Origin of the sequence: Oenococcus sicerae (genome assembly GCF_004102045.2) — a bacterium.
Lineage (GTDB): Bacteria > Bacillota > Bacilli > Lactobacillales > Lactobacillaceae > Oenococcus > Oenococcus sicerae.
This window is the reverse complement of sequence record NZ_CP029684.2, coordinates 975,027-987,601: the sequence shown is the minus strand read 5'-3', so window position 1 is coordinate 987,601 and position 12,575 is coordinate 975,027. Positions and strand designations below refer to the sequence as shown.

At 42.4% G+C, this 12,575-nt stretch carries 12 protein-coding genes and 2 tRNA genes; 3 read left to right on the top strand and 11 right to left on the bottom strand.

Annotated elements, in window-relative coordinates; translation table 11 throughout:
- Nucleotides 1-53: 53 nt before the first annotated feature.
- The 7 genes from DLJ48_RS04955 to rpmB all read right to left on the bottom strand — a co-directional run bounded on the left by DLJ48_RS04955 (nucleotide 54) and on the right by rpmB (nucleotide 6,384).
- Entirely contained in the window at nucleotides 54-659 is a 606-nt protein-coding gene (locus tag DLJ48_RS04955; protein ID WP_128686399.1) for a hypothetical protein, read from the bottom strand.
- A complete protein-coding gene (gene acpP / locus DLJ48_RS04950; protein ID WP_128686398.1) occupies nucleotides 656-910 on the bottom strand; it encodes an acyl carrier protein in 255 nt (84 codons plus the stop codon). Before acpP ends, DLJ48_RS04955 begins: the two co-directional genes overlap by 4 nt.
- Nucleotides 907-1,953 carry a phosphate acyltransferase PlsX gene (plsX, locus tag DLJ48_RS04945; RefSeq protein WP_128686397.1) on the bottom strand — a complete coding sequence of 349 codons (1,047 nt, stop codon included), beginning with the start codon at nucleotides 1,951-1,953 and terminating at the stop codon, nucleotides 907-909. The genes acpP and plsX overlap by 4 nt, the downstream gene beginning before the upstream one ends.
- Nucleotides 1,953-3,983, bottom strand: coding sequence for an ATP-dependent DNA helicase RecG (gene recG / locus DLJ48_RS04940; RefSeq protein WP_128686396.1), 2,031 nt, complete (start codon nucleotides 3,981-3,983; stop codon nucleotides 1,953-1,955). Before recG ends, plsX begins: the two co-directional genes overlap by 1 nt.
- Before the next feature lie 89 nt (nucleotides 3,984-4,072).
- Entirely contained in the window at nucleotides 4,073-5,737 is a 1,665-nt protein-coding gene (locus DLJ48_RS04935; RefSeq protein WP_128686395.1) for a DAK2 domain-containing protein, read from the bottom strand.
- A 10-nt stretch (nucleotides 5,738-5,747) separates the two neighbouring features.
- Nucleotides 5,748-6,098 carry an Asp23/Gls24 family envelope stress response protein gene (locus DLJ48_RS04930; protein ID WP_128686394.1) on the bottom strand — a complete coding sequence of 117 codons (351 nt, stop codon included), beginning with the start codon at nucleotides 6,096-6,098 and terminating at the stop codon, nucleotides 5,748-5,750.
- An 85-nt stretch (nucleotides 6,099-6,183) separates the two neighbouring features.
- Nucleotides 6,184-6,384, bottom strand: coding sequence for a 50S ribosomal protein L28 (rpmB, locus tag DLJ48_RS04925; protein ID WP_128686393.1), 201 nt, complete (start codon nucleotides 6,382-6,384; stop codon nucleotides 6,184-6,186).
- Nucleotides 6,385-6,678: 294 nt separating this feature from the next.
- On the opposite strand from rpmB, the gene DLJ48_RS04920 reads away from it, so the two are divergent.
- The 3 genes from DLJ48_RS04920 (at nucleotide 6,679) to DLJ48_RS04910 (ending at nucleotide 8,634) form a co-directional block, all read left to right on the top strand.
- A tRNA-Leu gene (locus tag DLJ48_RS04920) sits at nucleotides 6,679-6,760 on the top strand.
- Nucleotides 6,761-7,102: 342 nt separating this feature from the next.
- Nucleotides 7,103-8,485: a branched-chain amino acid transport system II carrier protein gene (gene brnQ / locus DLJ48_RS04915; RefSeq protein ID WP_128686392.1), complete on the top strand. Its 1,383-nt coding sequence runs from the start codon at nucleotides 7,103-7,105 to the stop codon at nucleotides 8,483-8,485.
- Nucleotides 8,486-8,560: 75 nt separating this feature from the next.
- Nucleotides 8,561-8,634: transfer RNA gene (locus DLJ48_RS04910), tRNA-Thr, on the top strand.
- Nucleotides 8,635-8,705: 71 nt separating this feature from the next.
- On the opposite strand, the gene DLJ48_RS04905 is transcribed toward DLJ48_RS04910, so the two are convergent.
- The 4 genes from DLJ48_RS04905 to DLJ48_RS04890 form a co-directional block, all read right to left on the bottom strand.
- A complete protein-coding gene (locus DLJ48_RS04905; protein ID WP_128686391.1) occupies nucleotides 8,706-9,500 on the bottom strand; it encodes an alpha/beta hydrolase family protein in 795 nt (264 codons plus the stop codon).
- Between the two features lie 82 nt (nucleotides 9,501-9,582).
- On the bottom strand, nucleotides 9,583-10,410 hold the full coding sequence (locus DLJ48_RS04900; RefSeq protein ID WP_128686390.1) for an oxidoreductase: 828 nt from the start codon (nucleotides 10,408-10,410) through the stop codon (nucleotides 9,583-9,585).
- A 110-nt stretch (nucleotides 10,411-10,520) separates the two neighbouring features.
- Complete coding sequence (gene serS / locus DLJ48_RS04895; RefSeq protein ID WP_128686389.1) at nucleotides 10,521-11,837, bottom strand: serine--tRNA ligase; 1,317 nt, start codon at nucleotides 11,835-11,837, stop codon at nucleotides 10,521-10,523.
- A gap of 57 nt (nucleotides 11,838-11,894) precedes the next feature.
- Nucleotides 11,895-12,575: an ABC transporter ATP-binding protein gene (locus tag DLJ48_RS04890; protein ID WP_128686388.1), complete on the bottom strand. Its 681-nt coding sequence runs from the start codon at nucleotides 12,573-12,575 to the stop codon at nucleotides 11,895-11,897.

Below are 12,575 nucleotides of genomic sequence, written 5' to 3'. Positions count from 1 at the left end.
AATCCTTCAATTATAACAAAATGTCCATCCATGAAGGACGGACAAACAGGTGATCACTTGATCAATTTTAATAAATCAGCTTTCCTGGCCGACTTTTTGTAGCTAATATCATTTGCATCAAGATAAGCCTTGATTTCAACGATCGTATTCGTCATATTCGGCACACTCATTTTCGCATCCGGATACAAATCAGCCGTTGTGACAGTTTTCTCAGTAACAGCCGTTTTTTGAACAGGATGTTTAACAATACTATCCCTGCCAATTGCAGTCTGCTTATGAGCTAATAGCAGAAATATGCCAGCCAGCAGATAAACGAAAGGCGCCAGCCAAAAAGTCATCATAACGATTGATAAAATCGAGGCAGCAATGCCCAGCCAATGACCCGTTAAGCTGTAACCAGCACGACGAAACTGCATTAAACCAACAAGATGCAAAGTCAGCATGATCAAACCAGGAATCACAAGCAGGATGGCTCCCCACACAAGCAGCACACTTTGCATACTGACATTTGCATCGCTTAAAGCCTGTATATCACTGCTCGTCATATAACCGGCACCCAGTGTGATCAAACCATATAATAAATTGCCTGCAATACCGAGAAAATCAAATACAATGGTGATAATTTTTAACGATTTTGAAATATGAATAGAATCAGTCATTTAACGCGGTCGCCTGTATGAGCGTATAGATAATCCACGGTTGACTGGAAAGTAATCATCTTTGCAGCATCTTCATCAGGAATTTCAATATCGTACTCATCTTCTAGTTCCATGACTAATTCTACAAAATCAATCGAATCTGCATCAACATCTTTCGTAAAATCCAAATCAGCATTAATTTTTGTTTTTGGTAAATCAAAACGTTTTGAAACTTCGTCTGCCAACTTAGCAGCAATTTCATCTTTTGTCATTTTTCCTCCACACTCACCTTGAATTGGTCTACATGTTCATGAACATATTTAGTGATGTCAGGAACCAAGCCTGATATCAAAATTTCTTGAATTTGGCCAATTGTATTAGATACAGCTCTTGCTTTAGCTGAACCATGCGTCTTGACTACTGGTGCTTTTAGTCCAGCGATCACAGCGCCACCTGCATTATTATAGTCCAGCACACCAGCAAATTCTTTTAGAGCCGGCTTGACTAATAAAGCACCTATTTTTGTCTGCCAATTACCAGTTGAAAGGACTTTTTTTAAGCCGGTGAACATCGTCAGAGCAGTTCCTTCAATTGCTTTTAAAGCAGCATTACCAGAAAAGCCATCGGCAACGACAACATCAGCGTGACCATTTAATAATTCACGACTTTCAATATTACCTGTGAAATTTAATTGTTTGGCTTTTTTTAATAATTGGTGTGCCGCGATATGAATTTTATCGCCTTTGTCTTCTTCGGCACCATTATTTAATAAACGAATTTCTGGTTTTGACCGCTTTAAAATATGGGTGGCGTAAAAATCCCCGATCACGGCGAACTGGTAGAGATAACTCGGCTTTACCTCGGCATTAGCACCAACATCCATAAACACCCAAGGGCGTTTAGCATCATCAACAGATGGCAAAACGGTCAATAAGCCCGGCCGCTCAATGCCGTTAATACGGCCCACGATAAAAATACCGCTAGCTAGAAGGGCGCCGGTGTTGCCTGCTGAAAATAAAGCATCGGCTTGACCATCTTTTACCGCGTTAGCGGCCACGACCATCGAGGAATCTTTTTTCTTGCGAACAGCTCGCACTGGTTCGTCACCCATTTCGATCGTTTCAGTCGTATTAATGACCGTGATTCGTTCTTGGCTGCTTTGACCGATAATTTCAAGAATGCGGCCTTTGTCACCATACAAATTCAGCTGTAAACTTTTATAGTTATCGCGGGCAAGCAAAGCACCCTTCACGATTTCTTCTGGGGCATTGTCACCGCCCATTGCGTCAATTGCAATTGTATATGTTTTATCCATTAATCAAAGTCCTTATATCGATACATCGTTAACGACAAGTATTTTACCAGTCCAGCATTATTTTTGTCAGTATCCCAATTCTCACGGCTAGTAATCTCAATGGCTGACTGTTGAGCTGTCTCCATCATTTTAAGATCATGGATCGGATCACCAACATTAAATTCCGGCATACCCGCTTGCTTAATGCCGATCACATCCCCTGGTCCACGCAATTCTAGGTCTTTTTCAGCAAGAACAAATCCGTCCGTCGTAGCTGCGATCGCTTCCATGCGGTCGATACCGTATTGCGTCTTTGGGTCGGAAACCAAAATTGCATAAGACTGTTTATCCCCCCGACCCACACGACCGCGCAATTGGTGCAACTGTGCAATACCAAAACGATCAGCGTCTAAAATAACCATGATCGTTGCATTCTTGATGTCAACGCCTACTTCGATAACGGTCGTCGTCACCAAAACCTGAGTTTTGTTATTCGAAAAATCGTCGATCACTTGTTGTTTTTCATCATTCGTCAAGCGGCCGTGGAGCAAAGAAACTCGGTAAGGCAGCAGTTCTGATTTTAAGCGGTCATAAATCAACTCTGCGTTTTGGACATCCAGACTTTCCGATTCCTCAATCAAAGGCGTGACCACATAAGCTTGTGCTCCTTTAGCTAATTGCCCTTTTATCCAATCGAAAACATGGTCAGTTTGGTTACTTTTAACCCACTTCGTGATGATCTTTTGCCGACCCTGTGGTAATTCATCAATTGTTGAAATCGTCATCTCACCATAGGCTGTAATAGCTAAAGTACGCGGAATTGGCGTAGCTGTCATAGCCAAAATATCTGGGTTTTCCGCTTGTTTACGCAAAGTCGCTCGTTGTTTAACACCGAAACGATGCTGTTCATCGATCACGGCTAAGCCCAAATGGTGAAAACGGACATCAGGCTGGATCAGCGCATGTGTTCCGACGATCACATCGATCTCACCATTTTCTAAATCTTGAAGAACTTGCCGACGCGCGGCTGCTTTCAAACCTGAGGTCAATAATTCAACACGCAGATGCAGACCGGCGTTTTCGTATAGATTGCTTAAATTGCTTGCATGCTGCTGGGCCAAAATCTCTGTCGGAACCATAATGGCCGCTTGAAAACCAGCGCTGATACTAGCCAGCATCGCAACAGCTGCCACGATTGTCTTACCAGAACCTACATCCCCCTGCAGCAAGCGATTCATGTGCAGTGGTCGTTTCAAATCAGACAAAACTTCTTGAATCACTTTTTCTTGCGCGTGAGTCAGTTGATATGGCAGTTGAGCAATAAAATTTTCAATGACGGCCGCATCATAATTGATCTGCCGACCCTGATGTTTAGCCGACGAGATCTTCAGCAACTGAATACGCATTTGAAACAAAAAAAATTCTTCAAAAGCCGCTGAACGCCGTGCTAATTTGGCAGCCTGCGCTGAATCGGGGAAATGCATGTCGTGGATCTGCTGAACGCGCGGTAGCAAACGAAAAGTCTGCCGTAGATCTGCTGGCACTATTTCAACGATTTCATCAGCATATTGCTGATAAGCATGAGCAACTAATTGCTGAATCGTTTTTTCATGGATCGATTGGCTGGCCGGGTAAATCGCTGCCAGTGAATCATTATCAGCATGAATGATCTTTTGTCCGCTTAAAGACGCATGAACAGCATCAAAAACACCGAAAACAGCCATTTCCTGACCCAGCTCAATTTGTTCTTTTATCCAAGGCTGATTAAAAAAAGAAACTGCAATATTATCATGGCCAACCAATAAATGAAAACTAACTCGTGATTTCTTATAGCCAAAACGTAATAAAAGTGCCGGTGAACTGATCGTTCCCTTGAAAGTGACTTTCTGTCCATCGTCTGTTTGACTGGGCAGCCGTGAAGCTAGATCATCATAACGATAGGGATAGTAGGTCAGAAGATCTTCGATCGTGCGGATACCGAGTTGTTTTAGAACAAGTGCACGTTTTTCACCAACACCCGGTAATTTTGTAATTAAGTCAAAAAGGCTCACAAAAAAATTATATTACTTAATTTTTCAAAGACTGACCGCTAACTTAATTGCCAAAATAAAAAAGATGAAAAATCACCTTTTTAAAAGCTTTACTCAACTGAAATCAGGAAAGGATATAGGGGTTGGTCGCCTTCATGAATTTCTGTTTCCAAACCATTTTTAAGTTTTGTAATTGCCTTAGTCAGCTGTTCTGCTTCTTTTTGATTTGATTCGCTGCCAAAAATAACAGTCACGATCTCAGAGTCGTCGTCCAACATAGTTTTAACAGCATTCAGGGCCACATCACGGATTTTGCGGCCGTTCGATTGGATCTTGCCATCGACGATCGCAATATATTCACCCCGTTTGATATTTTTGCCATCCAAGCTTGTGTCGCGAACTGCTTTTGTGATTTCTGCCGATTTGACAGTCGTCAGCTGATCAGTCATCTCAGAAGCATTTTCTTTCACGTCAGCATCCGGATTAAAACCAAGCATCGCCGTTAAGCCTTGTTGAATCGACCGCGACTTCACAATTTCGACCGGAACCTTAGCCATTTCTGCCGCCTGACTGGCAGCCATGAAAATATTAGCGTTGTTTGGCAGAATGATTGCTTTTTTGGCTTTGCTGATCGTGATCGCATTTAGCAGATCCTTCGTAGATGGATTCATCGTCTGGCCACCGGTAATCACATCAGTGACACCCATCGATTTGAATAGATCCGCAATACCGTGTCCGGAAGCCACTGTCAGTACAGCAGTATCAACTGGTGGTTTTTTTTGGCTAGCTTGTTCTTTTGCAACACGATCGATTACTTCCTGCTGCTGATCACGCATGTTATCGATCTTGACCCACTTAATTGAACCATAATGAGTTGACTCGCTCAAAACAGCACCAGGATTTTCAGTATGAACGTGTGTTTTAACAAGCCCATCATCTGCGATCACTAAAAGCGAATCACCGATTCCGGCTAAATATTTGTAAAATTCATCATAATTCCAATCACGATCTTGGGTGGTACCTTTACCAGTTTCAAATAAGACGGTCGTACAATAACCATATTTGATATCTTTGGGATCCAATGATACTTGGGCATCGAATTCACCACTTTTTTCATCAAACTGAGCCATATCAGGCGGCGTTGATAAATCATCCTGCGTTGTCTTGCCAGACAAAACCTCATACCAGGATTGGAACAAAAATACCAAGCCTTGACCCCCTGAATCCACAACACCAACTTCTTTTAAAATCGGCAATAAATCAGGTGTTTTGGCTAAAGCTTTTCTTGAAGCCTGCCAAGTTGCCTTTGTGACCTCAACTAGGTCGCTTGATCTATTTGCGGCATCTCCAGCAGCAGCAGCAGATTCGCGGATAACCGTTAAAATCGTACCTTCAGTTGGTTTCATAACTGACTTGTAGGCAGATTCAGCACCAGCTTTCAAAGCATCGGCAAATTGTTTGGCATCCAAAGTATCGAAATTGGCAACAAATTTTGTAAATCCGCGCATAATCTGTGACAAAATAACGCCTGAATTACCACGGGCGCCCATCAAAAGTCCTTTTGACATCGCAGCTGACAAAGCAGCAATTGAGGTTTCGGTTGAATCACGTTCGTATTGAGCACCTGACTGCATCGTCAAACTCATATTTGTACCAGTATCGCCATCCGGCACCGGGAAAACATTTAACTTATTAATATGTTGCGCGTTTTTCGTCAAAATTTGGGCAGCCGCGTTCACCATCCTGCCAAACTCAACATTCGTAATTAATTCCATTCGATCTCCCTTAGGCGCGGATGCCTTCGATAGTAACATTTACTTGGTTAATTAAAACACCCAAATTCTTTTCCAAAGAATAACGAACCTGTTTCTGAACTGCCTTTGAAACTTCTGACAATTTTGCCCCATATTCAACAATAATATGTACGTCGATCGTTAATTGGTCACTCTCTTCTGAAATCAAGATACCGCGACTATAATTTGGGCGTTGAAGAACTTGATTTACGCCATCTTTAAACGACTTTGATGCCATTCCAACGACACCAAAGGATTCAGAAGCTGCTGTTCCAACGATCGTTGAAATAACATCGTCACCAATATTTACTTGGCCAATCTTGGTTTTCATCTTCAGACTCATGATTTTACCTCTGATTAAATTCTAACAGTATTTTAAAATTGAACTTCTGATTTCTGAATAAAAAAAACCGCTTCAAGCGGCTGAATTATACTCGTTCGATCGAACCATTCTTCAAACCTGCACGTAACGTGCGAGCAGTCAGATAAACGGTCTTAGCAGCAGCACCGTTGATTTTAACAGTCACTTTTTGCAAATTTGGTTTCCACGAACGACGATTAGCATTCAGAGCGTGCGAACGTTGATTGCCAAAACGAGTACGCGCACCTGTGATAGCATCTTTTGCCATAGCGTCCTCCTTACATGTAACTGTTAAATTCTATCCGATTTATCCCCGAAAAGCAAATTAATTAAATGAGAGGATTTTAACTTTCATTTAATTCTGCTTTTAATTTGTTTTAATATTCAATTTCGATAATTATTTTTGTTCCAAGGGAAACATTCCTGACGAACAAGCTTCATAATTGACTATCCCTTCCAAATGGATAAAAAAACTCTCTCTTAATAAAAATCCCTGGCACCGACTAGATCGGTGTTTTTTATTGCCATAAAACTAAGCATCATGATAGAATGTATGAGTTATGCGGATGTGGCGGAACTGGCAGACGCGCAGGATTTAGGTTCCTGTGGGGCAACTCGTGCAGGTTCGATTCCTGTCATCCGCATCGAAAATAATCATAAAGTAAGATCAAAAAAGCATTGCTGATTCAGGCAATGCTTTTTATTAATGAAAATGCAGCCGATCTTTTGACTTGACAGAAAACATAAAAACTGTTTTAATTCTCTTTAAGCAAATTATTGAGGAAAATAATTCAATGAAGAAAGATTCATTAACTAAACAAGTGATTATTAGCGTCGTCATTATTCTGTCCTAGATGACGAGCTAACATTTTCTGCTGCTCATCGTCTAATAAAGATAATGAGCAGTTGGGACGTTGAATGAACCATTTCAAACGATCAGCTGTTGCAAAGCAGTTGATCGTTTTTTGTTTATTAAAGGAGAAATTATGTTGAAAGAAACAAAACATCGCGATACATTTTTGATCGCATCGCTAATTTTTGGAATGTTTTTCGGTGCCGGGAATCTTATTTTTCCGGTACAGATGGGTCAAAACGCAGGAGGCAACTGGCTGCCTGCCACATTAGGCTTTTTAATTACCGGTACAGCCGTACCTTTTCTAGCAATGCTAGCCGTCAGTATCACTGATAGTACTGGCGTCTACGATGTTGCCAAGCCAGTTGCACCTTGGTTTGCAACGCTATTTTTGATTTTGCTGCATCTGACGATCGGACCATTTTTCGGCACGCCAAGAACAGCTGCCACGGCCTTTTCAATGGGAGTTGCACCCTTTTTACCAGCGCGTTTTCAAACTTTGGGAATGTTGATCTTCTCTGCGCTATTTTTTAGCTTCGCCTACTATCTCACGACCAAGCAATCCGACTTAGTTAAATGGATCGGCAGATATTTAAATCCGCTCTTTTTAGTTCTGTTAGTTTTAGTGCTCGTCCTGTCGTTTGTCTTGCCGATGGGCAGCCTCAAACAAGCTGTTCAGCCGACCTACGCTAGCAATACCTTCTTCCAAGGATTTTTAGACGGCTACAACACAATGGACGGTCTAGCACTCTTGGCCTTCGCTGTCACGATCGTTTACGCTGTTCAAGGCTTGGGCTACAAAAAAGAACAAGTTCCAAAAATGCTTGCAAAATCTGGTCTCTTTAGTATTTTAGCCGAGGCTTTGCTTTATGTTGGACTGGTTGTTTTAGGAACGAGCAGTTTGAGTTTATTTAAAGCAGCTGCTAACGGCGGCACGGCATTTTCCCAGATCGTCCATCATTATCTAGGCAATTTTGGACTATTATTTACGGCTGTTCTCGTCACATTGGCTGTGTTTACCACTGCGATGGGACTCTTTGCCTCCTTCTCGCAAGATATGCATAAACGATTTCCAAAGGTCAGCTATCTGGCATGGTTAAGGATCACGGCTGTTGGATCCTTTATCACGGCAAACGCCGGTTTAACCAACATCATTGCCTGGGCCGTACCGGTTTTGATGCTCATGTACCCTCTGGCACTTGTTCTAATTCTGCTTTCGCTTTTCTCAAAATTTTTCAAACGGTCCAGAATCGTTTATCGTGCAACTATTTTTCTGACTTTGCCAGCTGCTCTTCTTGATCTATGCGCTAATCTGCCGGTTACGAACCTGCCTGTGATCACACCTTTAGTTGATGGCTATCATAAATATCTGCCGCTGGCTGCTTTAGGTTTAGGTTGGGTATTGCCAGCCTTAGTTGGTGCCTTCTTAGGGCTGTCACTTTTTTACTTTAAAAATCGGCTAAATTCGCAACCAACCAAAGCATCAAAAGAAGAAACTGCTGCAGAAAACAGCTAAGTAACTGATTTTGAAAATGATTGACTAAATTGCTAACTTTTGCAAAGTTTGTTAAACTATCTTAGTTGGTCATTTGCCGACTTAGCTCAGTTGGCTAGAGCACCTCACTAGTAATGAGGGGGTCGGAGGTTCGAATCCTCTAGTCGGCATCAAAGGTTAATTCAAATATAATAAAAAGCTCTGTGACCAGAGCTTTTTTCTTTATAAACTAAAATAATAATTACTTTAAGATACCGGCCAGCGCGTCCATTGCTGTTTGCCAGACGGCTTGTTTCGGATCAATAATTTCAAAATGATCCGCCGTTGGACTGCTAATAAAATGAATTGGATCACCTAATTTAATCGCTTTTTCATAATAATCATTGCTTAATTCAAAAGGCACGACCTGATCTTTTCTGCCATGAAGCAGAATTTGGTTAACCTTGATCGGCAGCAGTTCATAGGGGGAAACAGACTGATAGCGTTCAGGAAATTCTCGCGGGCCGCCGCCGATCAAAGCTGCTACATTATCGTCACCTTGCTGACTGTCCTGATACCACATTTTTTTTAGATCGGAAACACCCGCTAAACTGGCAGCCGCTTTGATCGATACTTGTAAGACATCTCCCAGTTCATCAGTCTGCCGTTTGTTCAGCCGTGACGCCAGCCAAAGGGCCAGCTGTCCACCGGCCGAGTGACCGATAACAACAACACGAGATAGATCGATCGGAAATTTCTGCTGGATCTGCTGCAAAAAATTGACAGCTGTCACACTATCGATAAAAGTACCAGGCCAGCCGCCAGCCGTTTGACCGACACGCCGATATTCGATACTCCAACTAGCGTAACCACGCTGAGCTAAATCTTCAGCTATTGGATCGATCGCTTCCAGCCCAACTCGCGCTTTCCAAAAACCACCATGAATGACCACGGCCACTGGTGCTAACTGTTTTTCATGTAAACTCGGCATTCGTAAAAGACCAAATTGTGACGGATGCTCCCCATATGCAAGATGAATTGGCACAATAGTTTCCATGATAATAACCTCTGTCTTCTATTTTAGAATGAAATAATCAATTTGGATCATCACCGAATCCCGGCTGGCTGATAAAAAATCGCTACATAAATTTTCGACTCACTTGGTCGAAATGTTTATCACTTAAAACAGCAGCCATGAAAACCGACATTTTGGCACCGTAACCAACCAAATAACGTGTTTTGGGATTTCTGCTGGTCAGAGATTTCAGAATTGTTTTCGAAATCAAGGATGCCCTGCTTAAATGTTTATTAATATCCGCATCGTAAGTTCTTTTAAAATTGGCAGCCGCTTGCTCAGCCAATTGACTATATGGTCCATCTGATGAATTTTCAAGCATTTTTTTCGTGGCGATCTGAGACCAATTGCTTTTAACGGCACCAGGTTCAATGATGATCACTTTGATACCAAAATCCGCCGTCTCCAATCGCAAAGCATCGGAAAAGCCTTCAACCGCAAACTTTGCCGCGTGATACCAGGCACCTAATGGCGTCCAAATGCGTCCAGCCATTGACGAAATATTAACGATACGCCCAGATTTTTGTTTTCGCATCTGTGGCAGCACAGCTTTGATCATTCTGGCCATGCCAAACAAATTCACGTCCAATTGTGCTTGCGCTTCTGCGATAGGCACATCTTCCACAGCGCCATAAGAGCCATAGCCTGCGTTATTGATCAGCACATCTAAGTGACCATTTTCCTGAATGATTTTGTCCACTAACGGCTGAATCGTCAGTTCATTGGTGACATCCAAGTGCAGCGTCACAATACCCAGTTTGGTTAGATCACTCATTTTATCAACATGCCTGGCCACGGCATAAACGATGTAACCGGATCGGCTTAAAAGCTCAGCTGTTTCATAGCCGATGCCAGACGAAGCGCCCGTGATCAACGCAATTTTCTTATTCATATGAGTCAGTATAGATGATTTTAAAACAAACAATTAGCCATGAGCTTAAATCAAGCAAACAGCTCTCGATCATGATGGTTACAAAAAAGACCAAATGGTCTTCTTAGAAATTATCGGGCATTTTCTTTGGTAATGCGATCTTCGCCAAAGTAAGGACGGAGGACTTCCGGCACCGTGATCGAACCATCTTGATTTTGGTAATTTTCCAAGATGGCAGCTACAGTCCGACCGACCGCCAAACCAGAACCATTTAAAGTATGCACAAAATGCAATTTGCCATGATCATCACGATACTGAATATGGCCGCGTCGCGCTTGGAAAGATTCATCATTTGAAACAGAAGATATCTCACGATACTTATCTTGTGTTGGGAACCAGACTTCCAAGTCATAAGTCATAGCAGAACCAAAACCCATGTCGCCTGTAGAAAGACGAATGACATGGTATGGCAATTCAAGTTTTTGTAAAATGTTTTCAGCATCAACTGTCATTTTTTCTAATTCGTCGTAGGAATCTTCTGCTTTTGTGAATTTCACCATTTCAACCTTATTGAATTGGTGCAAACGAATCAAGCCGCGCGTATCTTTACCAGCCGCTCCTGCTTCTTGACGGAAAGCTGGCGACAAAGCCGTGATATAAAGCGGCAGTTCAGACTCATCTAGGATCTCATCGCGACGCCAGTTGACCAAAGCAACTTCAGCGGTCGGAATCATCGTCATGGATTGATCCTTACCGACCTCGTAAGCGTCATCAATAAATTTGGGAAACTGGCCAGTGGCATACATTGATTCATTAGTGACCATGTAAGGAGTCAATAATTCTGTATATCCTTCTCGGCGATGTTCATCCAGCATGAAATTGTAAACGGCTCTCTCCAAACGTGCACCAGCACCCACATAGTACAAAAAACGTGCGCCCGACACCTTGGCGCCGCGCTCAAAGTCCAAAATGCCCAGATCTTCACCGACTTCGTAATGGGCCTTCAACCAAGATGCGGTCTTTGAAAAAGCTGCTGGGCGGCCATTTAGATTGGCTGGTTCCCATTTGCGCTGTTCGACATTATAAGCATCATCCGGACCGACCGGTACGCGCGGATCAGCCAAATTAGGTAAATCCGCCTCTTGATCGTGCACCAACTTGTCAATTGCTGCTAATTGCCCATCCAGCTCCTTGATCTGATCGGAAACGGTCTGCATATCCGTAATCGCTTTTTTAGCTGCTGAATCATCCTTGGTTCTCTTAGCAGCACCAATTTGATCAGAGACTTGGTTCCTTTTGGCCTTTAACTGTTCAACTTCTTGAATGATAGCACGACGTTTTTCATCATCAACCAATAGCTGGTCCAAAACACCATCTGCCACATTGCGATCTAGTAAACGCTGATTGGCTTCATCTCGATTATTTCTCAAATATTTAATATCTAGCATACATTTGATTATACATTTGACAAGAAAAAAAGCCCTTAAATGGGCTTTATATTTCAGCTACGATGCTTTTCTTTTGATATCCTTAACCGTAAACTTACGATCATCCAAGGTAATTCTCACGTCTGCCATACTCGCCACCTTTTGATCATGCGTGATAACGATAACGGTCTTCTTGGATTCATGAGCTACCTTTTGAAAGATCTGCGTAATTTCCTTCGTATTTTCCGAATCCAAATTGCCAGTTGGCTCATCGGCCACGATAATCGGCGCATCAACAGCTAAAGCACGAATAATTGCCACTCTTTGCTGCTGACCACCAGACAATTTTTGTACGTTCTTCGTTGTCAGCTCGCCTTCAATACCTACAGAAGCTAATAGGCCAGTGGCATACTTCTTATCACCAGCGTGTTTCGATTGCGTGATCGATAAAGCCGACATCACGTTTTCCAGTGCCGACATATAAGTGATCAAATTATAGGCTTGGAAAATAATCGTCACATCTTGATTGCGATACTTGGTCAAACCGATTTTTTTAATATCCTTGCCATTAAAATTAATCGTGCCGGACACCGGTGAATCCAAACCAGCGAGAAAACTGACGAAAGTTGTTTTGCCAGACCCTGATTCTCCAACGATCGCATACAACTTGGCCGCTTCAAATTTCAAGCTGACATCTTTGTATAAGTAGTCATCCGGGTGATTAAAATAATGAGTTAATTTTTGAACTGTTAATGTCAT